This window comes from Massilia agri, from assembly GCF_024753255.1.
GTDB lineage: Bacteria > Pseudomonadota > Gammaproteobacteria > Burkholderiales > Burkholderiaceae_D > Telluria > Telluria agri.
Window position 1 is genome coordinate 193,789 of record NZ_JANUHA010000006.1, and the last position, 23,925, is coordinate 217,713.

Below are 23,925 nucleotides of genomic sequence, written 5' to 3' on the forward strand. Positions count from 1 at the left end.
CTTGCTTTTTCGGTGTTTCGGTCTTGCCCGCCCTTGATATTCGGCGTTGCAACCGCACATCAGCCGCGTAAGGCTGGCAGCGCAAACGGTTGCCTTGCCCGTCCAGCGTGTAAAAATGGCTTTTCGGCACTATTGCCGTACGTTGCGTGGCAGCGTCGGCTTATTGCGGTTAAAATCGTCATACTGAAATCGGTAGAGATGCAATCCGCATCGGAGGAGTTTTCGTGAATAATATGTTTTCCAAATCCGCCATCTGGGTGGTCGTTGCGCTGCTGTTGTTCATGCTGTTCAAGCAGTTCGACAACCACAGCGTCGCCGGCGGCAGCAAGACCATCGCTTATTCCGAGCTGCTCGATGAGGTGAAGGCACGTCGCATCAAGGATGTCCTGATCGAAGGCCAGAACATTACCGCGACCAGGACCGACGACACCAAGGTCCGCGCCACCGCGACCATCCTCGACCGTGGCCTGATCGGCGACCTGCGCGACAACGGTGTGCGCTTCGACGTGCGTCCGCCGGAAGAACCCGGCTTCCTGCAGCAGGTCTTCATTTCCTGGTTCCCGATGCTCCTGCTCATCGGCGTGTGGGTCTTCTTCATGCGCCAGATGCAGGGTGGCGGCAAGGGCGGCGCTTTCTCTTTCGGCAAGTCGAAGGCGCGCATGCTCGATGAAACCAACAATACCGTCACTTTCGCCGACGTCGCAGGCTGCGACGAGGCGAAAGAGGAAGTCTCAGAGATCGTCGACTTCCTGAAAGATCCGACCAAGTTCCAGAAGCTGGGCGGCCGTATCCCGCGTGGCGTGCTGATGGTGGGCCCGCCGGGTACCGGCAAGACCCTGCTGGCGCGCGCCATCGCCGGCGAGGCGAAGGTGCCGTTCTTCTCGATCTCGGGTTCCGACTTCGTCGAGATGTTCGTCGGTGTCGGTGCAAGCCGTGTCCGCGACATGTTCGAGAACGCCAAGAAGCACTCGCCCTGCATCATCTTCATCGACGAGATCGACGCCGTCGGCCGCCATCGTGGCGCCGGCATGGGCGGCGGCAACGACGAACGCGAACAGACCCTGAACCAGCTGCTGGTCGAGATGGACGGCTTCGAAGCCTCCTCGGGCGTCATCGTCATCGCCGCGACCAACCGCGCCGACGTGCTGGACAAGGCGCTGCTGCGTCCGGGCCGTTTCGACCGCCAGGTGATGGTCGGCCTGCCGGACATCCGCGGCCGCGAGCAGATCCTGAACGTGCATATGCGCAAGGTGCCGATCGGTACCGACGTCAAGGCCGACATCCTGGCGCGCGGCACCCCGGGCTTCTCGGGCGCCGACCTGGCCAACCTGGTCAACGAGGCCGCGCTGTTCGCCGCGCGCCGCAGCAAGCGCCTGGTCGAGATGATCGACTTCGAAGACGCCAAGGACAAGATCTACATGGGTCCCGAGCGCAAGTCCATGGTCATGCGCGAGGAAGAGCGCCGCAACACGGCCTACCACGAGTCGGGCCACGCGGTGGTCGCCAAGCTGCTGCCGAAAGCCGACCCGGTCCACAAGGTCACGATCATGCCGCGCGGCTATGCCCTCGGCCTGACCTGGCAGCTGCCCGAGCACGACAACCTGTCGGGCTACAAGGACAAGATGCTGGAAGAGATCTCGATCCTGTTCGGCGGCCGCATCGCTGAGGAAATTTTTGTCGGCCAGATGTCGACCGGCGCCTCGAACGATTTCGCCCGCGCTACCAAGCTGGCCCGTTCGATGGTGACCCGCTTCGGCATGTCCGAGAGCATGGGCGTGATGGTGTACGAAGACAGCGAGAACGAAGGCTTCTTCGGCGGCGCCACCAAGACCATCTCGGAAGCGACGCAGCAGAAGGTCGACGCCGAGATCCGCGCCATCCTCGACACGCAGTACGCGCTGGCGCGCCGCCTGCTGGAAGAGAACCGCGACAAGGTCGAAATGATGACCAAGGCGCTGCTCGACTGGGAAACCATCGACGCCGAGCAGATCAACGACATCATGGCCGGCCGCGAGCCGCGCCAGCCGAAGACCGGCCTGCTCACCAAGCGTAACCCGCCGGGCGACAGCGGCGGCGGTGTGGCTCCGAACGCAACGGCGCCGGCCTGATCGCCTGATCCAGTAAAGCAAAAGGCATCCACCAGGATGCCTTTTGTTCGTTAACGCTTTTCACTATCCCTATGCCCAAGCAATTGCAATGCGGCCAGTACAGCTTCGCGCTGGACGGCCCGTCCTCCGCCCATCCTGTCGTGATGGGCATCCTGAACGTCACCCCCGATTCCTTCTCCGACGGCGGCCGCTACCAGGGCCTCGAGTTCGCCTTGTCCCACGCCGAGGAGATGATGCGCGACGGCGCCACCATGATCGACATCGGCGGCGAGTCGACCCGCCCGGGTTCGCCCAGCGTCCCGGTGGCCGAGGAGCTGGCGCGCGTCATGCCGACCCTGTACGCGCTGCGCACGCTGGACGTCGCGCTCTCGGTCGACACCTGCAAGCCCGAGGTCATGCGGGAAGCCATCATCGCCGGCGCCGACATGATCAACGACATCAATGGCTTTCGTGCGCCGGGCGCCATCGATGCGGTGCGCGACAGCGATTGCGGCCTGTGCCTGATGCACATGCAAGCCACGCCGCAAACCATGCAGCAGGAGCCCAGCTATACGGACGTGGTGCAGGAAGTGATCGACTTCCTGAAGGCGCGCGTCGCGGTGATGGTGGGGGAGGGCATCGCGCGCGAACGCATCTGCATCGACCCCGGCTTCGGCTTCGGCAAGACGGTCGAGCACAACTACGCCTTGCTGCGCGAATTGAAGCGCATTCGCGATGAAGTCGGCCTGCCGGTGCTGGCCGGCCTGTCGCGCAAATCCATGATCGGCGCCATCACGGGGCGTCCGGTCGAGCAGCGCGTCGCCGGCAGCGTGGGCGGAGCATTGGCTGCGGTAGCGCATGGCGCTAAAATTGTACGGGTGCACGATGTCGCAGAGACCGTCGACGCGCTGAAGGTATGGCATGCCGCGCACGAATGAATCGTGACGACGTGAAATAATTACTACAGATAAAATACGCAAGGCGTTTAATCACGGAAAGAAAGAGAAGAAAATGGCACGCAAATATTTCGGTACGGATGGTGTTCGTGGTCTGGTAGGCGAGGCGCCGATTACGCCTGATTTCGTGATGCGCCTCGGCTACGCGGCCGGCAAGGTGCTGGCGCGCGGCGCCAAGTCGAGCAGCGGGCGCCCGGTGGTCCTGATCGGCAAGGACACCCGCATCTCGGGTTATATGCTCGAAGCCGCACTGGAAGCGGGCTTTTCCGCCGCCGGCGTCGACTCCATGCTGGCCGGCCCGATGCCGACCCCGGCGATCGCCTACCTCACCCGCGCGCTGCGCCTGCAGGCCGGCGTCGTCATCTCCGCTTCGCACAATCCTTTCCAGGACAATGGCATCAAGTTCTTCTCGCAACATGGCACCAAGCTGCCGGACGCGGTCGAACTGGAAATCGAGGAAGCCCTGGATGAGCCAATGGGCTGCGTCCCCTCGGACAAGCTGGGCCGCGCGACACGCCTGCGCGATGCCCAGGGCCGCTACATCGAATTCTGCAAGAGCACCTTCCCGAACGAACTGGACCTGCGCGGCCTGAAGATCGTGGTCGACAGCGCCCACGGCGCCGCCTACAACATCGCTCCGCATGTCTTCCATGAACTCGGCGCCGAGGTCGTCTCGATCGGCGCCTCGCCGGACGGCTTCAACATCAATGCCGGCGTCGGCGCGACTGCGCCGAAAGCGCTGTCGGAAGCCGTGGTGGCCAACAGGGCCGACCTCGGCATCGCACTGGACGGCGATGCCGACCGCCTGATCATGGTCGACGCCACCGGCCGCGTCTACAACGGCGACGAACTGCTCTACCTGATGGTGCGCGACCGCATGTCGACCGGCCCGGTGGCGGGCGCCGTCGGCACCCTCATGACGAATATGGCGCTCGAGGTCGCCTTCAAGGAAATGGGCGTGGGCTTCGCGCGCGCCAAGGTCGGCGACCGCTACGTGCTGGAAGTGATGCAGGAGCGCGGCTGGCTGTTCGGCGGCGAAAGCTCGGGCCACCTGCTGGCCCTGGACAAGCACACCACCGGCGACGGCATCGTCTCGGCCCTGCAGGTGCTGTCGGCCCTGCGCCGCAGCAACAAGTCGCTGGCAGAGTGCTGCAGCGAACTGAAGCTGTATCCCCAGACCCTGATCAACAAGAAGGTCACGCCGGGCTTCGACTGGACCCAGGACAAGGCCATGGTGGCCGAGAAGGAAGCCGTCGAGCGCGAGCTGGGCGACAATGGCCGCGTGCTGATCCGCGCCTCCGGCACCGAACCCCTGATCCGCGTCATGGTCGAGGCGAAGGAAGCGGCGCAGGCGGAAAGCATGGCCCGCCGCATCGCCGACAAGCTTGCCGCCTGATTTGACGCGCCATTCCCCAGCGAGTATCATCGGCCTTACATCGGAGTGTAGCGCAGCCCGGTAGCGCACCTGGTTTGGGACCAGGGGGTCCAAGGTTCGAATCCTTGTACTCCGACCAAGGCTTCCTCCGCGGGCTGTCGATCGACAGCCCGTTTCATTTGCGGCTCCGCACGCGGCGCCATCATCTGCCCATAGCTCAGTTGGATAGAGCATCAGCCTTCTAAGCTGAGGGTCGCTGGTTCGAACCCAGCTGGGCAGGCCATTTCCAAGACCAGATCTTGTCCAAACATGCTCTTCCTGACAGTTCCCTACGCCGAAAAGGACGAAGCCAAGGCGCTCGGCGCCCGCTGGAATCCGACCAAACGCCGTTGGTACGTGCCCGACGGCGTCTCGCCGGCCGCCTTCGCCAAATGGACGGGCAAGGATGGCGAAGCGCCCGCCGACGCGAAAGGCGGCAGGGTGGACAGCTACCAGGGCAAGACCGTGGTCGGCGCGAACTACATCGCTTTGGAGCACGACTGCAATCCTTTCGAAGCGTGCGAGCAGTGTACGGCCGCGCTGGCCGGCAGCGCATGGCTGAAGGCGCGCCAGCAGCTGACCACGCTCCGCTAGCGATTCGAAGCACGGTCGTACAGGCAAGCGAACGGCGCTTTCGACGCTGCCGTGTTAACGTTCCAGCAGCGCGTATCCGCCCTGGGTGCGCCAGGCCCGGAGACTTGCCATGCGCTTCGCACGACTGCTACAGACCTGCCTGCTGTTCGCCGCCATGTGTGGTGCTGCCGGCCTTGCCCAGGCCGATGCCACCGCAACGCCGGCCCAGGGCGAGACCTTCAGCCTGCAGCTTGCGGCGACGGGCGCGGCCGTGGGCGCCGAGTCCGGCACGGTGCAGTTCATCGGCACGGCCACCGTCATCATCCGCTACCAGGGCTTCACCATCCTCACTGATCCGAACTTCCTGCACAAGGGCGGCCACGTGCACCTGGGCTATGGCCTGACTTCCGAGCGCAAGACCAATCCCGCCATCAATTTCGAAGACCTGCCGCCGATCGACCTGGTGGTGCTGTCGCACTTCCATGACGACCACTTCGACAAACTGGTGCAGGAAAAGCTCAATCGCGCCACGCCCATCGTCAGCACCAAGGAGGCGGGCGAGCGCCTCAAGCGCCTGGGTTTCACCCGCACCTTCGGCCTCTCCACCTGGGACCGCCTCGAAGTCAGCAAGGGCGGCGCGCGCATGCGCGTCACCGCCACCCCCGGCCGGCACGGCCCGGCCGGTGTCGCCGTGCTGCTGCCCAAGACCATGGGCTCGGTGCTCGACTTCGGTGCCAATCCGGACGTGCCCGACTACCGCATGTACATCAGCGGCGACACCCTGGTGTACGACGACATCCACGCCATTCCGCAACGTTTCCCCAACATCGACCTGGCCCTGCTGCACCTGGGCGGCACCCGCATCCTCGGCGTGCTCAAGGTCACCATGGACGGCAAGGATGGCGTGCGCATGATGCAGGTCATTCGTCCGAAGAAAACCGTGCCGATCCACTACAACGACTATGACGTCTTCAAGTCCCCGCTCGAGGACTTCGCGCGCGAAGTCAAGGCGGCCGGGCTGGAGCGCGACGTGGTTTACCTGGCCCACGGCGAGACCTACGCCTTCCGCCGCGTGCAGCGCTGACCACGGCAGGCGGGCAGGGCCGTTGCCGCCCGGATTCAATCGTGCGCGCCTCGCCATACTGCCGAGTAAACGCTAAGATGCCAGCCTGACAATATCGCGTTTCTCCTCCGGGCCACGGCATGCATCGAACGCAGCACGGCAGTTCCCACGTCTTCGCGGTCCAGAGCGACCGGCGGCTCGTCACGGGGATCGCCGTCTCGGTGCTGCTGCATGGCCTGCTGCTGTCCCTGCAGTTCGGCATTCCGGGTCTCGATGCCGGCTCCGGCGGACCGATCCGTGTGACGCTGGCGCCGCCGCCGGCCGCGCTGCCCGAACAGCCTGCCTTGCCGCCCGCACCGCCCGCCACCGCGCTTCCCGAGCCGCCGCTGCCCCCGGCTGCCTTGCCGCCTGCGCCGGTTCAGGGCTTGCGCGCGGTGGATCCGCTGCCCAAGCCTGTCGAGCCCGTTCCTGCGCCGCCGCCGAAGCTTGTCGCGCGCAAGCCTGCCCGCCCGAAGCTGGCCAAGCGCCGGCCGTCGGTGGCGCCGCCCTTGATTGCATCGACCGCGGCCGACAATCCTTTCACGGTGGCGCCCAGCCTGCCGGACTTCGAGCCGGGCCCGGCGCTGGAACCGCCGGTGGAGGAAAAGGAAGCCGCGCCGGACGAGGCCATGGCCGCTGAGCGCGACGAGCAGCGCCTGCGCGACGAAGAAGCCGCGCGCCTGGCCGCGGCCGAGGAGAGCCGGCGCCAGGAAGAAGAAGCGCAGCGCCTGCGCCGCGAGCGCGAGGAAGCGCTGCGCCTGGCGGCCGAGCGCGATGCGGCCGCGCTGCGGGAGCAGGAACTGGCGCGGCAGGAGGCAGAGCAGGAAGCCGAACGCACGCAGCTCGCGGCCCGGCAGGAAGACGAGCGCCGCCGCATTGAGCAGCAGGCCGCCGAGCTCGCGCGCCAGCAGGCCGAACAGCAGGAAGCCGAGCGGGACCGCCTGGCCCGGCAGGCGTTCGAAGAGCGCCGCCGTCGCGAAGCCGAAGCCATGGCCGAACAGCAGCGCCTCGCGCAGCTGCGCGAGCGCGAGGAGGCGCTGGTGCGCGAGGAAGAGCAGCGGATCGCCGCGCAGCAGCTGGCCGCCCGCGACGCCGAGCGCCGCCTCGCGCAGGAGGCGGACCGCCGGCGCCTCGAAGAGGCGGCGCAGCGCCAGGCGCAGGAAGAACAGGCGCGCCGCCTGGCGGAAGAACGCGCCCAGGCCGAGCGCCTGGCCCGGCGGCAGGCGGACGAGGCTGCCCGTCGCGCCGCCGCCGAGCGCCTGCAGGCCCAGGCGCTGCCCGCGGATGGCGGCGCGACAACGCCAGGCATGGGCGGCGACGCCGAAGCGGGCGCGGGCGCACGACCAGGCGCGGGCGCCGGGACGGCGGGCGGCGTGCCCGGCAGCGCAATGGCCTCGCGCGCACGCGAGATGCTGCGTGGCCTGAACATCCCGAACGTGGACCCGCCGCCGGCCCGCCCGGCCTTCATGCAGCCGCGTTCGCGCCGGGCGCTGGCCGATGGCGCCGAACGCGATGCGCCGCTGCGCCTCTACGTGGACAGCGTGCGCCAGAAGCTCGAGCGCAACGCCATCCTCGGCGGGGCGCGTTTCGGACGCGGCGAGGTCCGCGCCGATCCGCTGGTCAGTGTCTCGCTGCGCAGCGACGGCAGCATCGACGACGTGACCATCGTGCGCTCGAGCGGCCGGCCCGACATGGACGAAGCGGTGCGCCGCTTCGTGCACCTGAACGCGCGCTACGCGGCCTTCCCGCCGAACGTGGCGGCGCGCTTCGATGTCATCGAGATCCGCCGGGTCTGGGCCTTTGCCGAAGGCCTCAAGCTCCTCGAAGAGCTGCGCTGAGTCCCTTCATTTCCCGCACCCCTTCCGTTCCCCGGCTCGACCTTTGATCCGGTGCAAAGCCTGGCCTGATGGACACCGTACGCTGAGCTGAACGGCTCACCGAAGCCGTGTACTTTTTGATAGGCAACAATCATGGCCTTGTTTTGTTCAGGTGCAATAAAGAGTTGCTGTGCGGCGGCGGCGCTGGGCCTGGCGCTCGGGGGCTGCGCCACCGGCCTTGGCTTCGACTCCTCTGCGGGCGCAGCGGACGGCGGCGCGGCCCCAGCCACCGAACTCATCACCGACAAGCTGATCGCCGCCGAGCGCCTGGCGTCCGACAGCGCCGCGCAACAAGACCTCAGCCCGCTGTTCGTGGCCTCGCCGCCGCCCTACACCATCGGCCGCGGCGACATCCTCTCCATCGTGGTCTGGGACCATCCCGAGCTGGCCGCAGGGGGCATGAACTCCGCCACGGCCCTGGCCGACAGCGGCGCGCCACCCAACACGGCCGCACCCGGCTTCGCCGTCGACCACATGGGGCGCATCCAGTTCCCGCTGATCGGCCTGCTCACCCTGGAGGGCCAGACGGCCGAGCAGGCGCGCGAACTGCTCACCAGGAAGCTCGCCCGCTACATCGCCCATCCCAACGTCACGCTGCGGGTCCAGTCTTACCGCAGCCGGCGCGTCTACGTCGACGGCGAGGTGCGCACGCCGGGCCTGCAGGCCATCGACGACATTCCCATGACCCTCGTCGAAGCGCTCAACCGGGCAGGCGGCATGACGCAGGGCGCCGACCAGAGCCGCATCGTCGTCGAGCGCGGCGACGCGCGCTATACCGTGAACCTGCGCGAGCTGATCCAGAAGGGCGTCAATCCCGGCACCATCCTGCTGGCGCACGGCGACGTGGTGCGCGTCCACTCGCGCGAGGAAAGCAAGGTCTTCGTCTCTGGCGAGGTGATCACCCCCAGGGCCCTGACCATGCACAACGGCCGCCTCACGCTCAATGAAGCGCTGGGCGAGACCGGCGGCATCAGCCCCCTGAGCGGCGATGCGCGCCAGGTCTACGTGGTGCGCAAGACGCCGGAGCGCACACGCGTGTTCCGCCTCGACGCGCGCGCCAGCGGGGCGCTGGCCATGGCCGAAACCTTCGAGCTGCGGCCGAAGGACGTCGTGTACGTTGCCGCCTCGCCGCTGGCGAACTGGAACCGCCACCTGAGCCTGCTGTTCCCGGGCGCCCTGACCCAGGCCGTCGGCGTTACCACCAGGCCCTGAGCAAGAGCGCAGGAGAAGAGTCGATGACCACGCCCCACGATCCCCATCCCCATTCGCTGAGCCATGTACTCAGCACCCCTCCCGTCCTGTCGGTGCCCTTCGATCCGCGGCCGAGCGAGCCGCTGGCCGAAGAGCCGAGCGTCGACTTCAAAGGCTACCTGAATACGCTGTAGCCGAGGCCGACAATGCCGATGACGGCGCTGCGGTTCTGCAGCTTGTCGAGCAGCTGCTCCAGGTGAGGGGAGGTATTCTCGTCGCGCATGTGTTTCCTCGTCGGTGGTGTGCGGTGGGGGCGATGGGGCAGGACTAGATACGGAAGGGTACGAAGCGCTTGATCAGGCTCGGACGCGGGGCGTCGGCCACCAGCGGCGGCGCGCTCGAAGGCGCGTGCGGCACGTATTCGGCGACGATGGCCTTGACCATCGATTCGATCGTGCCGCGTTCGTGGGTCTCGCAAGCCATCATCAGGCAGGTGATGCAGGTCTCCAGCACGCTCGGACGCAGGGCGCTTTCCTTCATGCGCATGATGCGTGGGTGCTCGCTGGGGAAGACGGTGCCGTCGGTGAGCAGCTCCTCGTGCAGTTTTTCGCCCGGGAACAGGCCGACGAACTGGATCTCGATGTCGCCGCGCGGGTTCTGCGGAGTGCGTTCGGTGAGGCCCGACATGGCGATCATGGTGCGCGCCAGGTCGACGATCTTCACCGGCTCGCCCATGTCGAGCACGAACACGTCGCCGCCCTTGGCCATGGCGCCGGCCTGGATGACCAGTTGCGCCGCCTCGGGGATCAGCATGAAATAGCGCGACACGTCCGGGTGGGTGATGGTGACCGGGCCGCCGCGCGCGATCTGGCGCTGGAACAGGGGAATCACCGAGCCGGAGGAGCCGAGCACATTGCCGAAGCGGACCATGCAGAAGGTGGTGTGGGCGCCGTGGCGCACGGCCGCGGCCTGGAAGATCAGCTCCGCGATGCGCTTGCTGGCCCCCATGATGTTGGTCGGGCGCACCGCCTTGTCGCTCGAGATCAGCACGCAGGTCTCGACCTTGTGCCTGGCCGCGGCGCTGGCCACCACCTGGGCCCCGACCACGTTGTTGCGCAGGCCTTCGACGATGTTGGCTTCCACCAGCGGCACGTGCTTGTAGGCGGCGGCGTGGTAGATGGTGGCGACCTTGCCCTCGCGCAGGATACGCTCGACCAGGTCGTTGTTGCAGACCGAGCCCAGGTGGGCATGGATGCTCAGGGAGGGAAAGCGCGTGCTGAGCTCCTGGCGCACCGTGTAGAGCGCATATTCGGAGTGGTCGAGCAGGTGCAGCTCGCTCGGGGTCAGGGTGACGATCTGGCGGCACAGTTCGCTGCCGATGGAGCCGCCGGCGCCCGTTACCAGCACGCTCTTGCCGCGCACGCAGCGGGCGAACAGGTCGAGCCGCGGCGGCACCGGCGGGCGCCCCAGCAGGTCTTCGAATTTCAGTTCACGGATCGAGCCGCGCGCCGGCGGACGGTCGTCGGCCAGGTCGACGAGGCGACTCAGGATCTTGACCGGGACGCCGGCCTGGCCGAGGCGCTGCATGATGTCGCGCAAGCGTTCCGGCGGCGCCGATGGCAGGGCGATGACGATGGTGCGGATGCCCTGGCTTGCCACCAGTTCGGCCAGGCGCGCGGTGTTGAAGACCCGCAGGCCGGCGATGGTGCGGTCGCCCATGGCGCGCTTGTCGTCGAAGATGCAGACCGGACGGTACTCGTCGCTGTGGCGCATGGCCTGCACCAGGCGCGCCCCGGCCTCGCCGGCGCCATAGACGGCAACCGCGTCGGGACTGCCGGTCCGCTGGCCGCCATGGCCGCGCAAAAGGTTTCGCAAGCCAATGCGGGAAATAACCACGTAGGAAAATACGACAAACCAGTAAATCGCCAATGCGCTGCGCGGAAAGCGCGGTTCATTCATGATGATTAATACGACGTACACGCATAATATGGCGAACGCCAATGCGGCGCCGGTGAAACTCAGGAGCCGCTGGTCGATAAAGCGGATCACCGCCCGGTACAGGTCGGACATGGAAAATGCGGCGATCGTGACCACGGCCACTAATACATAGGAGGCGGGTCCGTAATTTTTTGCGAGTTGTAAATCGCCCCCGCGCAATATCATGGCGATCAAAAAACAGACCGGGAGGGCCAGCAGGTCCGCCACGACCATCAGGGCGATTTTGCTGGTGCGATTCATCGACACCATCCGTGCGCGAAGCTGGCTGATAAGATCGGAACTGAATTTCGACATGGCGATCCGCTGCTGGTTAGAGAAGAAGAAATATGGCGCTGGCCTGGTATGCGGAATAGGGGCTTTAATGAAAAATAGCTTAGTATTTAATGCTTGGGGATAAGCTCATTTGAGGGTCATATGTTTTGTAAATTTATTATCTTGCGACCACAACGAGGGGTGTTTGACCTGACTCAACGGCGGAAAGTGAATTAAAACGAAAGTGCCTGGAATTTAGGTGGGGAAATGAAATTAGGAAATAAATCGCCTAATTCATTTCCATAGATAACTTAATTGATGAGCATTGCACCGATTGAGGAGCAAGGCCGGGAAAGCGCCTGCGAAGAAAGATGGCCTACGCGGTGTGCGAAGGCCGGGGCACGATTGCGCGGGCGCGGAACGATGTGGGGGATGGAGGGCCACCATGAGCGGCACGGCCGGCCAACGGGCCAGTACGACGTGGGATGTGGAAACCCGCGCCGTGACGCGGGCAGTGAAAGAGGCGGCCGGGCGGCCGCCTTCCGGTTCAGGCGCCGGCCGGGCGGCCGGGGCGTGGCTGCGGCGCCATCGGCGGCACAACGATTTCCTCGTTCAGGCGCAGGAACTTGAAGCCGGCCAGCACCTGGCCGCGCTTGCCCTCGCGCGCATTCTTCGCCTCGCGCTCGAGGGCGCGCGCGATGAAGGCGTCGAAGGTCTCTTCGCGCACCTTCGGGGCCTGGGAATGCAGGAAGTGGCGCTCGCCCTTCGGTCCCAGCACCACCAGGCCGACGTGCGAGGCCCAGTAGTCGCCGTCGCGGGTCGAGATCACGTTGACGAAGTCCCCCTCGCGCAGCTGCGAAGCGATGGCCGCCACCTGGTCTTTCGGGACATAGGCCTGGCTGCTGCTCTCGACCGGGATGTCGGCCACGGTGTGGTGGCGGGTGCGCAGGAACGCCGCGCGGTCCACCGTCATCCGGTACGTCGGTCCCGCAGGGCCGGCCAGTTCAGCGCTGACGTCGCGCACCAGCCAGCGGTTGGCCACGTTCCAGTCCATCTCCGTGTAGTGGTTGCGGGTGGCCACGCCGATCACGCCGTCGCGGTAGCGGATCCGCTGCAGCATCCAGAAGAATTCTTCCCAGGACTGCGACAGCGCCATCGCATAAGTGTGCTCGGCGAACACCACGCAGTCGCTCTCCTTCAGGCTGAAGAGCGGCAGCTCGTCATGGATCTCGTAGGGGAACTCGCCCAGCAGGTGCAGGGAATAGGGCTGGCCCAGGTTCTTGCGTCCGATCGCGGCGATGCGCTTGCGCAGGTCGGGTTCCGATGCCTGCATGTGGGCGATGTAGCGGCCCGCCTCGCGCGGCGTCATCTGGTAAAGCTGCTTTTGCAGGACCTCGCCCAGGGGCGTGTCCGGGGGCGGCGTGGCGGGGAGCTTGGGCGGAGCGGAGGCGCAGCCGGCGAGGGCGGCGCCGGCAAGCAGCAGGCAGGCGAGGCGCATGATCGGATCGGTCAAAGTGTTGTGATATCGCCACGCTAATCGCCTGCGCGGGCGCTGGAAAATGAATTTTCATGCACACGCCATAACCCGGCATGCGGCAAAGATTTGTCCAAACAGAGGGGCTTGAATATGTACATTCCTCCGGGTTATATAGACTATAAAACAAGTGATTATTCAGCAAGGGCACCCTTCATCAATACTCCGAAAATGGCGGCGGTGGCGCCTGCCGTGCAGACCAATAGCGAAAACAATAGGAGATACACAATGTTCAAGCAGAAGCCGCTCGCCGCGGCCGTATCGATGGCGGTATGGAGCCTGGCAGCCCTGCCGGCGCTGGCCCAGGACGCACCCGCCGTCCCGATGCAGACCGTCGAAGTGACCGGTATCCGCGCCTCCATGGCCAAGTCCCTGGCCGTCAAGCGCGACGCGACGGCGAACGTCGAGGTGATCACCGCCGAAGACGTGGGCAAGATGCCGGACCGGAACCTGGCGGACTCGTTGCAGCGCCTGTCGGGCGTGGCAGTGCGTACCGACTACGACGAAGCGGAGAAGGTCGCCATGCGCGGCACCAATCCGGACCACACCCTGATCATCTTCAACGGCCACGCCGTCTCCGGCGGCGACTGGTACATCTCCGACCAGCTCTCGAGCAGCCGCTCGACCAGCCTGTCGCTGATGCCGTCCTCGGTGCTGAACCAGGCCCAGGTCTACAAGACCTCGCAGGCCAACCTGGTCGACGGCGGCCTGGCCGGCACCATCAACGTCACCACCCGCAAGCCGCTCGCCCAGAAGGAACGCCTGTCGGGCGTGGTCAACGTGGGCGCGGTGTATGCCGACCTGCCGGGCAAGACCACCCACGACATCGATGCCTCGATGAACTGGAAGAACGAGGCCGGCACCTTCGGCTTCATCGTGCAGGGCTTCGCCCAGAAGCGCATGATCCGCCGCGACTCCGTCTCGCGCTTCGCCTATCCGCCGAACAGCGGCTGGGACGTGATCAACACCACGACCATGAAGGGCATCACCGACGAGTCGCTGGCCGGCACCGGCTACAAGGCCGCCGACCTGAACGGCGTGCGCATCCCGGGTTCGATGAGCATGGAATTCGTCGAGGGCGAGCGCGACCGCAAGGGCGGCATGTTCGCGGTCCAGTTCAAGCCGAACCAGGACCTCGACGTGAACTTGACGGGCTTCCATTCCCAACTGAAGGCGCCGAACTACGGCCGCCTGAACGCCGGCGCCATCATGAGCATGCTGCTGGGCCGCCAGAGCGGCCAGGGCCCGTATGGCGGTGCGGCGACCTCGGTGAATGGACAGCAGGTCTTCGCCCAGATCAGGAACCCGGTCATCGTCACCGAAAAGACCGTGTTCGGCCACGAACTGAAAGTGCTCAAGAGCGCCGACATCGTCTATGCGGACGGTACGCCGCCCCAGTACATCGGCGAAACCGAAGGGGCGTATCGCGATGGCGCCAAGGCGACCAGCTCCTTCCTCGACCTGGACGCCAAGTACCGCGTCAACCAGGACCTGACGGTCAAGGGCCTGCTGTCGGTGACCCGCGGCGTCGGTCAGACCGAGCTCGACCAGGGCCTGACCTATACCCGTTTCGGTACCGGCGTGTCCTATGCGCTGGGCAGCCTGTACGACGCCCCCTACGTCCAGTACCACGGCAGCGGCCCGAACAGCTACAAGCCGCAGGGCGCGGACGGCACCGGCTTCGTCCTCACCGGCCGCAACGCCTCGGGCGCCAAGACCGTCGACAAGGAGCATAGCCTGAACCTCGACGCCGAGTACAAGCTCGACCGCGGCTGGCTGAAGTCGATGGAGACCGGCGTGCGCTACTCGCAGCACAAGCGCGACCTGGTGCGCCGCTGGCCGCAGCTGCGCTATGCGGCCCTGGCGCCGAACGCGCCGACCAGCGGCTTCAAGCCCTGGCCCTCGGACTTCGGCGACGGCCTAGACGGCCCGGGCGGCTGGGACAACGTGAGCTGGACCATGTCGCCGGAAGCGCTGAAAGCCTATTTCGAAGCCAACCGCACCGTCACCAGCGACGACTGGGAACGCCGCGCCGGCCTCGAGATCGATATGCGCGAACGCCAGAGCGCCGCCTACATGATGGCGAACTTCGAAGCGGACCGCCTGTCCGGTAACGTCGGCGTGCGCTATGTGCGCACCCAGGTCGACTCGATGATCCCGAACCTGGTCCCGGCGGGCCTGTGCACCCGTTCCCGTCCGGGCGAGCCGATCGTCCCGTGCCCGGGCTATCCGGATGCCATCACCTGGTACCACGAAGGCAGCGGCTCCTTCCAGGACGCGAACTTCAATCCGAAGGCCGGCAACTTCTTCTACAAGAAGGCCAACAAGCACGTCTACACCAACGTGCTGCCGAGCCTGAACCTGCGCTATGAGCTGGACAAGGACATGCTGCTGCGCTTCGGCGCCAGCAAGACCCTGGGCCGCCAGAACTACAACCTGTTCGCGGTGGGCTACAGCGGTCCGACCTGCGGCGAAGCCGGTTGCACCATCATCGGTCCGAACCCGAACCTGTCGCCACAGACCTCCAACAACCTGGACCTCGCCTGGAACTGGTACTTCGCGCCGCGCGCCCAGGTCGGCGTGAACGTGTACAACTCGCGCATCAAGGGTTATCCGAAGACCGGCGTGGCCGGCGCCGCCACGATCCAGTTCGTCGACCCGCGCGACAGCCAGCTGAAGGACTTCTTCGTCCTGACCTCGTCGCAGCAGGGCGCCCGCATCCGCGGCATCGAGATCTCCTACGAGCAGCCGATCGGCAATACCGGCTTCGGCTTCACCTCGAACGTCAGCCGCGCCAAGACGAAGGTCGATGACGGCCTGCCGATGGTCGGCGCTTCGGAATGGGCGGGCAACCTGGGCGGCTACTTCGAGAACGACAAGATCTCGGCGCGCCTGGTGGCGAACTACCGCAGCGAGTACGTGAACTCCAGCACCGCGCCGGCGCCGAACGCGGCCAGCCAGGGCAAGGCCGTCATCAACGGCGTCACGATGCCGGTGGCGCCGACCTACGCCGCGCCGGTGACCACGCTGGCCTTCAATGCGAGCTACAACCTGACGCCGAACCTGATCCTGTCGCTCGATGCGACCAACCTGACCAACGCCAAGCGCGCCTACTATCGCTACAGCGAGGAAGAGCAGCAGAAGCTGGACGTCAGCGGCCGCCAGTACTACGTGAACCTGAAGTACAAGTTCTGATCGCCTTGCAGGTCCGTATGGGGGGAGCTTCGGCTCCCCTTTTTTTATTTGGACGGGGGGGCTTTCCGCTTGCGCCCGCGACCTTGTAGGAGGCGGCCTATCGAAAAATGTGCGGCAGCTAACGGTCGCCCCTTGGGGGCATCGATATGATGGAGCCGTGTGAGTGAGGCGCTGCGCTGCAATCGATGCAGAGGGTGCCAACAGCTCAACAGGTTAGCCGGTCGCCTCGAGGACCGGCACCAGATCCGGGCCGGCGTCCGCCAAGACGAACGACGGCCCCACAACGGGAGCGGAGGTTGCCAATGTCCGAGATCAAGCATCCACCCAAGCACGTGGTCCGTGAATACCTCGAGCGCCGCGCGCGCGACACGGCGCCGCCGCCGACGCCGGAGGAAATCCGGCGCCAGCTCGGTTGGGGCATGCTGATGCCCTCCGACCTCAAGATGGGCACGAACCGCTCCTGATCCCGGCCGCGCCCATTGGCGCGGCGTCCCATCCAAGGAGACAGCCATGACCCGCAAGATCGGCAGCAAACACGAAGCACAGCACCGCGGCAAGAAGGAACGCCAGGAGATCCGCCGCACGAACATCGCCCGCGAGGCCGTCAAGATGGCCGAGGCCCGCGCCAAGTACCGCAACCAGGTCAAGGGCCGCCCGCAGGAGCAGGCAAGCGCCACGGCCTGAGGCCCTCAGCATTGCCCATCTGGCCCGCCACCGGCGGGCTTTTTTTATTTCCGCCTCCGATCCGCCGCCGTTCGCCGCCGTTTCCGGCTGCCACCCGCCGCCCGCCGAAAACTTCGCCATTCACCGCCTTGCCGCCGCCGTTCGCCGAAATGCCCTTTCGCCCGGCCGTGCCCCCTTGGTATCGTGTGTCCATACCAATCACATACGAGGAGTCACGCATCATGGATAGCGAAGACGCGTACCGCTGGCGCAAACAGGTGGTCCTGGGTCTCTTGATGATCGCCATCGGCGTCATCGTCCTGCTCGACCGCATGTACTATATCGACGCCGGCGACTACTGGCACTACTGGCCGCTGCTGCTGGTGGTGGTCGGGATCAACCAGACCATCGGCTACCCGAGCCCGCGCGAATTCGGCAACGGCGTGTGGACCATCTTCATCGGCCTGTGGCTGTTCGCCTGCTTCGAACACCTGTTCGGCCTTACCTTCCGCAACAGCTGGCCGCTGTTCATCCTGGCCTGGGGCGTGAAGCTGGTGTTCCAGCCGCTGGTGGCGCGCCGCTTCCAGCAGGCGCAGTCGCAGCAGCAGGGCTTTATCGACAATCCGGAGAAGCGTCATGAAAAGTGATATCCAGTCCAGGGGCGTGAAGAGCCAGATCGTGCTCGGCGTGCTCGTCATCGTGATGGGCCTGCTGTTCCTGCTCGATAACCTCGACATCCTCGACATGCACCGCGCGATCTCGTTCTGGCCGATGGTCTTCATCATCGCCGGCGTGGTCAAGCTCTACGACACCCAGAGCCGCGGCGGACAGCTGCTGGGCGCCTGCCTGGTGGGCCTCGGCGTCCTGATCATCCTGGATCGGATGGACATCATCGACTTCAACGTGCGCACCATGTGGCCGCTGTTCTTCATCGGCTTCGGCATCTACACGATCTACCGGGCCAGGACAGGGCGGCGCCTGATCCAGATCGACGGCGTCAAGGGCGAGCAGGACCTGAAAGGCGAGGGCGTGGTGGACATCATGGCGGTGCTGGGCGGCTTCGAGCGGCGCGTCTATACACCGGCTTTCCGCGGGGGCGAGATCACCGCCATCATGGGCGGCTGCGCCCTCGACCTGCGCAATTCCTCGATCGAGGGCGAGGCGGTGGTAAACGTGTTCGCTTTCTGGGGCGGCGTGACGATGAAGGTGCCGCCCGACTGGACCGTCGTCCTGAACGGCACGCCGATCATGGGCGGCTTCGAGGAAAAGACGGCGCGCCCGCCCGACAACAGCAAGCGCCTGATCGTGCAGGGCTACGCGATCATGGGCGGCGTCGAGGTGCGCAACTGATGGCACCGGTGGCGCGATGAGCGGGAGCTTCTGGGCGCGGCGCAGCGTCGCGCTCTACCTGCTGGCCTGGCTGATGCTGGGCCTCCTGATCGCCGGCCTCCTGGTGGCGACGCTGGACGCCGGCCTCGGTCCCAGCCTGCTGTTCGCCGTGCCCCTGATGCTGTGCTATGCCTGCGCCTGCGGCTTCTCCGCCTACTACCTGTGCCGCGCCTATCCGCTGGCGGAGCAGAGGCTGCGCGCGGTACTGTCGGTGTTCCTGTTCAGTGCATCGAGCGCGGCCCTGCTGTGGTGCGCGCTGGGCAGCGCCTGGGCGGCCCTGTGCGCCTGGCTGCTGCCCGGCGAGGCGGTGGTGGAAGTGACGCGTCCCTTTGCCGCGCTGATGTTCGCGATCGGGGTGCTGCTGTACTGGATGACGGCGGTGGCGCACTACCTGGCGCTGGAATTCGACCGGGCGCGGCGCGCCGAGACCCAGGCGCTGGGAGCGCGCCTGCTGGCCCAGGACGCCGAGCTGCGCATGCTGCGCACCCAGATCGATCCGCATTTCCTGTTCAACAGCCTGAATTCGATCAGTGCGCTCACCAGCATCGATGCGGGCCGGGCGCGCGACATGACGCTGCAGCTGGCCGGCTTCTTCCGCCAGACGCTGGGACTGGAGGCGAACCGCAAGGTGGCGCTTCGCGAGGAAGTAGCGCTGCTGGCGCGCTTCGTCGCGATCGAGCAGGTGCGTTTCGGTCCGCGCCTGGCTTTCGAACAGAAGCTGGGGGAGGGGACGGAGGATTGCCTGCTGCCGCCGATGATCCTGCAGCCGCTGGTCGAGAACGCGGTGAAGCACGGAATCGGACAGCGCCTGGAGGGAGGCGCCGTCGTGCTCGTGGCGGAGCGCGCCGCGTCGCTGCTGCGCATCCGCGTCGAGAACGACATCGACCCCGACGGCAGGCCCCGGAGCGGCAGCGGGATCGGGCTGGAAAACGTGCGCCAGCGCCTGGCCGCGGCCTATGGGGTCGAGGCCAGCGTGCACTGGACGCGCGATAAGAATACATTCAGGGTGGACATGATGCTGCCCGCGGAAACTGGAGGGGAATAGACATGCGAGTGCTGATCGTCGACGACGAACACCTGGCGCGCGTGCTGCTGCGCGAATACCTGGCGGACCATCCCGATGTCGAGATCGTGGGCGAGTGCGCCAACGGCTTCGAGGCCGTCAAGGCCATCGGCGAGCTGGACCCGGAACTGGTCTTCCTCGATATCCAGATGCCGAAACTGGACGGCTTCGAGGTGGTGGAACTGGCGGGAAGCAAGCCGCATTATGTCTTCGCGACGGCCTACGACCAGTTCGCGCTGCGCGCCTTCGAGGTGCATGCCATCGACTACCTGCTCAAGCCATTCAGCCGCGAACGGCTCGCCCAGGCCTTGGCGCACGCGCGCAGCCGCCAGCCGCAAGCCGGACAGGCCCAGGCGCTCGATGCCGTCGTGCAGGAGGCTGTCCGCCGCCACGGCCACCTGGAACGCATCCTGATCAAGGATGGTGTTCGCGTGCACGTGGTCCAGGCCGCCACGGTCGACTATATCGAGGCGCAGGACGACTACGTGCAGGTGAACGCGGCGGGCAAGGGCTGGCTCAAGCACCAGCGCCTGTCCGAGCTGGAAACCCAGCTCGATCCGCAGGTCTTCGTGCGCATCCACCGCTCCTACATCGTCAACCTCGGTGCGATCGCGCGCATCGAACCGGCCAGCAAGGACAACTACTGCGCCGTGCTGAAGGATGGCGTCAAGCTGCCGATCAGCCGCAGCGGCTATGCGCGGGTGCGCGAGCTGATGCGCTGATCCACGCTCCACCAGGCGGGCAGCAGCGCGCGCACCTCGGGACGGCCGAAGCGGTCGTCGATCAGCCACACCACGCCGCGGTCCTGCTCGGTGCGGATCACGCGGCCGGCCGCCTGCACCACCTTCTGCATGCCGGGATACAGGTAGGTGTAGTCGTAGCCGGCGCCGAACATGGCCTGCATCCGTTCGCGCAGCTGCTCGTTGACCGGATTCACCTGGGGCAGGCCGAGGGTGGCGACGAAGGCGCCGATCAGCCGCTCGCCCGGCAGGTCGATGCCTTCGCCGAAAGACCCGCCCAGCACCGCGAAGCCGACCCCGCGGCTCTCCAACGTGAAGCGCTCGAGGAAGGCCGCGCGTTCCGGCTCGCTCATGCGGCGCTCCTGGCGCCAGGCCGGCACCTCGGGATGTTCCTGGGCCAGGCGCTCGAGGACCTGCTCCAGGTAGTCGAAGCTGCTGAAGAAAGCCAGGTAGTTGCCGGGCTGCGCAAGATACTGGCGCGCGATCAGGTCGGCGATCGGGCCGAGCGAGGCTGCGCGGTGCTGGTAGCGGGTGGAGATGTCGGCGGCGATGCGGACCTCGAGCTGGCTGCTCGTGAAAGGCGAGGCGACGTCGGCCCAGGCCGTGTCCTGGGGCATGCCGAGCAGGTCGCAGAAATAATGCCAGGGGCTGAGCGTGGCCGAGAACAGGGTCGCCGAATGGGCCTGGGCGAAGCGTGGCGCGAGAAAGGGCGCGGGCACGACGTTGCGGATGCTGATCACGGAATCGCGCACGCCCGCGCGCGTGAGGTCGCACAGCGAATGCTCGCCGAAGGATTCGGCCAGGCGGATGAAGCCCAGGGCATCGAAATGGAAGCGCTGCAGTTCGGGGTCGAGTGGCCCCGGGAATTCAGCGAGGAAGTCGTTGACGGTGCTGGTGGCGTTCTGCAGGGCGTCGAGCAGCTTGTCGGGCAGGGCCGGGAGCACCTGGTAGGGCGCGGGGGCCTCCTTGTCGACCCCCAGCCAGGCGCGTCCGACACGCTCGAGCGCCTTCTTCACCAGCTCGGGCGCATTGGCGCGGGCCGCGCGCAGGTTCGTGCGGTCCAGCTCCGCGCTGTACATCGAGCGTGCGCGCGACACCATATTGTGGGCCTCGTCGACCAGCACGCTGGCGCGCCAGCCATTGTTCTGGGCGAGGGCGTAGAGCATGGCGCCGCCGTCGAAATAATAGTTGTAGTCGCCCACCGCCATATCGGCCCAGCGCGCCATCTCGCTGCCCAGGTAATAGGGGCAGATGTCGTGCGCGAGCGCGACCTCGCGCAAGGCCTCGCGGTCGAGGATCGAGACTGCCGCCGCCGCCTCGCGTGCTCCAGGCAGGCGGTCATAGAAGCCTTTCGCGAGCGGGCAGGCGTCGCCCTGGCAGGCCTTGTCCGGGTGCTCGCAGGCCTTGTCGCGCGCCGTCAGCTCGAGCACGCGCAGCGGCAGGCCCGACCCCGCGCCGAGGCTGGCGGCGGCGTCGAGCGCCAGGCGCCGCCCCGGCGTCTTCGCGGCCAGGAAGAAGACCTTGTCCAGCTTCTCCTGCGGCATCGCCTTCAGGACCGGGAAGAGGCTGCCCACGGTCTTGCCGATGCCGGTGGGCGCCTGGGCCAGCAGGCAGCGTCCGCTGGCGTTGGCCCGGTAGACGTTTTCGGCGAGTTCGCGCTGTCCGGGGCGGAAATTCGCATGCGGGAAGGCGAGGGTGGCAAGGGCGGCGTCGCGGCTGCCGCGGTGGGCGGCTTCGCTTGCTGCCCAGGACGCGAAACGCGCGCACAGGTCCTCGAACAGCGCCGCCAGCTCCAGCGCCGCGCGGGTCTCGCGCAGCACGGTCTCGAGCCCCGTGCCGATGTCATAGTAGACCAGGGCCAGGTTGACGGACTCCAGGCCGAGCTGGCGGCACAGCAGGTGGCCGTAGACACGCACTTGGGCCCAGTGCAGGTGGCGGTGGTTGTCGGGGATGTTCGCGAACTTGCCGCGGTGGGTCTTGATCTCTTCGATCAGGTTCTGGTCCGGGTCGTAGCCGTCGGCGCGGCCGCGCACGTGGAGCATGCCCCAGTCGCCTGACAGGGAGACTTCGGTGCGGTAGTTGGGGCCGCGCCGGCTAGTGACCACCGCATGGCCGGCAATGCCTTCCTGGGCGGTGGGCGAGGGCGTGAAGCGGATGTCGAGGTCGCCCTGCTTGGCGGTGAACTCGCATAGCGCCCGCACCGCGACGCTGTACTTGTCAACGTCGGTCAAGCAGCCTGCTCCCACTGCAGGTAGCACACCGACACCGGCATGTCGTGGGCGGCGCAATAGTCGATCCAGCGCAGCTGGTTGTCCTGCAGGCGGTCGCCCGGGCCTTTTACCTCGATCATCGTGTAACGGCCTTCTTTCGGCCAGAACTGGATCAGGTCCGGGAAGCCCGTGTGGTTCTCCTTCACGTCGAGCAGGATGCGTTCGCACCACTTGCGCAGGTCGGCCGGCGGGATGCAGGCGAGGGCCAGCTCGAGCAGCTCCTCGCTCAGCGCGCCCCAGTAGACGAAGGGCGAGGCGATGCCGGCCTTCTCCGCATAATTGCGGCGGATGGTGTCGCGGTAGCTGCCGTCTTCGAGCCCGGCCAGGCAGGCTGCGAAGTCGGAGGCGCGGCGCTGGGCGAAGTCCGGGCTGTGCAGGTCGGCCGGTCCGCGCTGGAAGGGGTGGAAGAAAGCGCCGGGAACGGCGGCGTACACGGCGCGCCAGCACAGCAGGCCGAAGAGGGAATTGGCAAGCGCGTTCTCGACATAGAAGACGGGAGCTTCTCTACTTGCCAGGTGCTCGCGCACCACGCCTTCGACCCACCAGTCGCCAGCGGGCATGGGCAGGCACAGGTCGATCCGGTGCGGGGAGGCGGCGCGGCGCGCCGGCAGCTTGGCGTGGCCCAGGCGGCGCGCCAGGCGCGGGGCGATGCGCAGCAGGTGCTGGCGCTCCGCCTCGTTCTCGGGGGCCGCCTGGGCCTGCTGGAGCAGGGCGTAGGCTTCATCGAAGCGCTCGTGCTTTTCCAGCACGCGGATCGCGCGGCCGCGCGCGCCCGGAAAGCGGCAGCGCGCGTACAGGGCGTAGGCATTGTCCCAGTCCTTGAGCTTCTCGAAACCCTGGGCCACCTGGAACAGCAGCTTCTCGCGCCGTCCCACCAGCCAGTCGTTGTCGAAGTCGTGCTCGGGCAGGTCGCGTACGATCTCGTCCAGGGCTTCGCCGGCGTAGAAACGCTGCTTGCAGTCGTGCAGGCGCAGGTAGTGCTCGACGTCGGCGCGCGAGCGGAATCCCCGCGAAGCCTGCGAGATCTCGACCTGCTCGAAGCGGAACATGCCGAGGTCCGACAGCACGAACTCGGTCCAGTCCTGGTGCAGGTTGCCGAAGAAGATCAGGCGCAGCCGATCGCACAGCGGTTTCATGACGATGCGCAGGACCACGTCCTCGCAGTCGCCGTGCCAGGCCGAGAAGGGGCGGCTGTCGGGAAACAGCGCGCGCAGCGCTTCCAGCTGCTCGCTCTTGCGCGCGCTTTTCGATGGCAGATGGGGGCCGAAGGCGGCGGCAATCTCGGCCTTCAGGAGCAGTTCGAACAGTTCGTCCAGATCGACGCAGGGATCGCGCTCGACCCAGCCGGTGCCGAGCAGGTGCTGGGCGGCCTCGATCGGGCAGCCGATCTCCGCATACACCAGTTTGCTGGCGCGGAACAGCTCGCCCTTGCGCATGACCATGCGCACGAACAGGGCGCGGGCATTCTGCGGCAGGGTGGGGAAGGCGGCGAGGAAGGCGAGTTCCTCTTCCTCGAGCAGGTCGCGATACCGCTCGCCGATCCAATCAAGGACGCGCTGGAAATTGTCCAGATAATAAAACTCGTTTTCCAGAACCCTGATCATGGTGTGACGTCGTACTG

20 protein-coding genes and 2 tRNA genes are annotated in these 23,925 nt (G+C 66.4%); 18 read left to right on the top strand and 4 right to left on the bottom strand.

Annotated elements, in window-relative coordinates:
* Positions 1-224 precede the first annotated feature (224 nt).
* From ftsH to NX780_RS11265, 10 genes are all read left to right on the top strand, one after another.
* A complete protein-coding gene (gene ftsH, locus NX780_RS11220) occupies positions 225-2,108 on the top strand; it encodes an ATP-dependent zinc metalloprotease FtsH (protein ID WP_258827949.1) in 1,884 nt (627 codons plus the stop codon).
* Positions 2,109-2,179: 71 nt separating this feature from the next.
* A complete protein-coding gene (folP, locus tag NX780_RS11225) occupies positions 2,180-3,025 on the top strand; it encodes a dihydropteroate synthase (protein ID WP_258827950.1) in 846 nt (281 codons plus the stop codon).
* 73 nt (positions 3,026-3,098) lie between these two features.
* Entirely contained in the window at positions 3,099-4,439 is a 1,341-nt protein-coding gene (gene glmM / locus NX780_RS11230) for a phosphoglucosamine mutase (protein ID WP_258827951.1), read from the top strand.
* A 41-nt stretch (positions 4,440-4,480) separates the two neighbouring features.
* A tRNA-Pro gene (locus NX780_RS11235) sits at positions 4,481-4,557 on the top strand.
* Between the two features lie 67 nt (positions 4,558-4,624).
* Positions 4,625-4,701 (top strand) — tRNA-Arg (locus NX780_RS11240).
* 26 nt (positions 4,702-4,727) lie between these two features.
* Positions 4,728-5,051: a DUF5710 domain-containing protein gene (locus tag NX780_RS11245; RefSeq protein ID WP_258827952.1), complete on the top strand. Its 324-nt coding sequence runs from the start codon at positions 4,728-4,730 to the stop codon at positions 5,049-5,051.
* Between the two features lie 109 nt (positions 5,052-5,160).
* A complete protein-coding gene (locus tag NX780_RS11250; protein WP_258827953.1) occupies positions 5,161-6,114 on the top strand; it encodes an MBL fold metallo-hydrolase in 954 nt (317 codons plus the stop codon).
* 119 nt (positions 6,115-6,233) lie between these two features.
* Complete coding sequence (locus NX780_RS25220; RefSeq protein ID WP_307732767.1) at positions 6,234-7,970, top strand: energy transducer TonB; 1,737 nt, start codon at positions 6,234-6,236, stop codon at positions 7,968-7,970.
* A gap of 132 nt (positions 7,971-8,102) precedes the next feature.
* Positions 8,103-9,221 carry a polysaccharide biosynthesis/export family protein gene (locus tag NX780_RS11260; RefSeq protein WP_258827954.1) on the top strand — a complete coding sequence of 373 codons (1,119 nt, stop codon included), beginning with the start codon at positions 8,103-8,105 and terminating at the stop codon, positions 9,219-9,221.
* 23 nt (positions 9,222-9,244) lie between these two features.
* Positions 9,245-9,394, top strand: a complete 150-nt coding sequence (locus tag NX780_RS11265) for a hypothetical protein (protein ID WP_258827955.1) — start codon at positions 9,245-9,247, stop codon at positions 9,392-9,394.
* A 133-nt stretch (positions 9,395-9,527) separates the two neighbouring features.
* Here the strand turns inward: NX780_RS11265 and NX780_RS11270 are convergent, their stop codons facing one another.
* Positions 9,528-11,447, bottom strand: a complete 1,920-nt coding sequence (locus tag NX780_RS11270) for a polysaccharide biosynthesis protein (protein ID WP_258827956.1) — start codon at positions 11,445-11,447, stop codon at positions 9,528-9,530.
* On the opposite strand from NX780_RS11270, the gene NX780_RS11275 reads away from it, so the two are divergent.
* Positions 11,362-11,595, top strand: a complete 234-nt coding sequence (locus tag NX780_RS11275; protein WP_258828036.1) for a hypothetical protein — start codon at positions 11,362-11,364, stop codon at positions 11,593-11,595. The two genes, NX780_RS11270 and NX780_RS11275, sit on opposite strands and share 86 nt — an antisense overlap.
* Before the next feature lie 402 nt (positions 11,596-11,997).
* On the opposite strand, the gene NX780_RS11280 is transcribed toward NX780_RS11275, so the two are convergent.
* A complete protein-coding gene (locus NX780_RS11280) occupies positions 11,998-12,948 on the bottom strand; it encodes an N-acetylmuramoyl-L-alanine amidase-like domain-containing protein (protein ID WP_258827957.1) in 951 nt (316 codons plus the stop codon).
* Between the two features lie 264 nt (positions 12,949-13,212).
* On the opposite strand from NX780_RS11280, the gene NX780_RS11285 reads away from it, so the two are divergent.
* From NX780_RS11285 to NX780_RS11315, 7 genes are all read left to right on the top strand, one after another.
* Positions 13,213-16,179, top strand: a complete 2,967-nt coding sequence (locus NX780_RS11285) for a TonB-dependent receptor (RefSeq protein WP_258827958.1) — start codon at positions 13,213-13,215, stop codon at positions 16,177-16,179.
* A 302-nt stretch (positions 16,180-16,481) separates the two neighbouring features.
* On the top strand, positions 16,482-16,643 hold the full coding sequence (locus NX780_RS11290; RefSeq protein ID WP_258827959.1) for a hypothetical protein: 162 nt from the start codon (positions 16,482-16,484) through the stop codon (positions 16,641-16,643).
* A gap of 46 nt (positions 16,644-16,689) precedes the next feature.
* Positions 16,690-16,863, top strand: coding sequence for a hypothetical protein (locus NX780_RS11295; RefSeq protein WP_258827960.1), 174 nt, complete (start codon positions 16,690-16,692; stop codon positions 16,861-16,863).
* Positions 16,864-17,084: 221 nt separating this feature from the next.
* Positions 17,085-17,489: a LiaF transmembrane domain-containing protein gene (locus NX780_RS11300; protein ID WP_258827961.1), complete on the top strand. Its 405-nt coding sequence runs from the start codon at positions 17,085-17,087 to the stop codon at positions 17,487-17,489.
* Positions 17,479-18,192 (top strand): LiaI-LiaF-like domain-containing protein, encoded by a 714-nt coding sequence (locus tag NX780_RS11305; protein ID WP_258827962.1) that lies wholly within the window; start codon positions 17,479-17,481, stop codon positions 18,190-18,192. Before NX780_RS11300 ends, NX780_RS11305 begins: the two co-directional genes overlap by 11 nt.
* Before the next feature lie 16 nt (positions 18,193-18,208).
* Positions 18,209-19,276: a sensor histidine kinase gene (locus tag NX780_RS11310; RefSeq protein WP_258827963.1), complete on the top strand. Its 1,068-nt coding sequence runs from the start codon at positions 18,209-18,211 to the stop codon at positions 19,274-19,276.
* A gap of 2 nt (positions 19,277-19,278) precedes the next feature.
* The gene (locus NX780_RS11315; protein WP_258827964.1) at positions 19,279-20,016 is read left to right on the top strand and encodes a LytR/AlgR family response regulator transcription factor; all 738 of its coding nucleotides are present in this window, start codon (positions 19,279-19,281) and stop codon (positions 20,014-20,016) included.
* Here NX780_RS11315 and NX780_RS11320 read toward each other — a convergent pair.
* Both NX780_RS11320 and NX780_RS11325 read right to left on the bottom strand, forming a co-directional pair.
* A complete protein-coding gene (locus NX780_RS11320; RefSeq protein WP_258827965.1) occupies positions 19,986-22,265 on the bottom strand; it encodes an ATP-dependent DNA helicase in 2,280 nt (759 codons plus the stop codon). The genes NX780_RS11315 and NX780_RS11320 overlap by 31 nt on opposite strands.
* Positions 22,262-23,908 (bottom strand): VRR-NUC domain-containing protein, encoded by a 1,647-nt coding sequence (locus NX780_RS11325; RefSeq protein WP_258827966.1) that lies wholly within the window; start codon positions 23,906-23,908, stop codon positions 22,262-22,264. The genes NX780_RS11320 and NX780_RS11325 overlap by 4 nt, the downstream gene beginning before the upstream one ends.
* Positions 23,909-23,925: the final 17 nt, after the last annotated feature.

Coding starts and splice junctions, on each gene's coding strand:
- glmM (WP_258827951.1), top strand. CDS start 3,099: ATGGCACGCAAATATTTCGGTACGGATGGTGTTCGTGGTCTGGTAGGC.
- NX780_RS11250 (WP_258827953.1), top strand. CDS start 5,161: ATGCGCTTCGCACGACTGCTACAGACCTGCCTGCTGTTCGCCGCCATG.
- NX780_RS11310 (WP_258827963.1), top strand. CDS start 18,209: ATGAGCGGGAGCTTCTGGGCGCGGCGCAGCGTCGCGCTCTACCTGCTG.
- NX780_RS25220 (WP_307732767.1), top strand. CDS start 6,234: ATGCATCGAACGCAGCACGGCAGTTCCCACGTCTTCGCGGTCCAGAGC.
- NX780_RS11300 (WP_258827961.1), top strand. CDS start 17,085: ATGGATAGCGAAGACGCGTACCGCTGGCGCAAACAGGTGGTCCTGGGT.
- NX780_RS11295 (WP_258827960.1), top strand. CDS start 16,690: ATGACCCGCAAGATCGGCAGCAAACACGAAGCACAGCACCGCGGCAAG.
- NX780_RS11280 (WP_258827957.1), bottom strand. CDS start 12,948: ATGCGCCTCGCCTGCCTGCTGCTTGCCGGCGCCGCCCTCGCCGGCTGC.
- folP (WP_258827950.1), top strand. CDS start 2,180: ATGCCCAAGCAATTGCAATGCGGCCAGTACAGCTTCGCGCTGGACGGC.
- NX780_RS11265 (WP_258827955.1), top strand. CDS start 9,245: ATGACCACGCCCCACGATCCCCATCCCCATTCGCTGAGCCATGTACTC.
- NX780_RS11270 (WP_258827956.1), bottom strand. CDS start 11,447: ATGGTGTCGATGAATCGCACCAGCAAAATCGCCCTGATGGTCGTGGCG.
- NX780_RS11315 (WP_258827964.1), top strand. CDS start 19,279: ATGCGAGTGCTGATCGTCGACGACGAACACCTGGCGCGCGTGCTGCTG.
- NX780_RS11275 (WP_258828036.1), top strand. CDS start 11,362: ATGGCGATCAAAAAACAGACCGGGAGGGCCAGCAGGTCCGCCACGACC.
- NX780_RS11260 (WP_258827954.1), top strand. CDS start 8,103: ATGGCCTTGTTTTGTTCAGGTGCAATAAAGAGTTGCTGTGCGGCGGCG.
- NX780_RS11245 (WP_258827952.1), top strand. CDS start 4,728: ATGCTCTTCCTGACAGTTCCCTACGCCGAAAAGGACGAAGCCAAGGCG.
- NX780_RS11285 (WP_258827958.1), top strand. CDS start 13,213: ATGTTCAAGCAGAAGCCGCTCGCCGCGGCCGTATCGATGGCGGTATGG.
- NX780_RS11290 (WP_258827959.1), top strand. CDS start 16,482: ATGTCCGAGATCAAGCATCCACCCAAGCACGTGGTCCGTGAATACCTC.
- NX780_RS11305 (WP_258827962.1), top strand. CDS start 17,479: ATGAAAAGTGATATCCAGTCCAGGGGCGTGAAGAGCCAGATCGTGCTC.
- NX780_RS11325 (WP_258827966.1), bottom strand. CDS start 23,908: ATGATCAGGGTTCTGGAAAACGAGTTTTATTATCTGGACAATTTCCAG.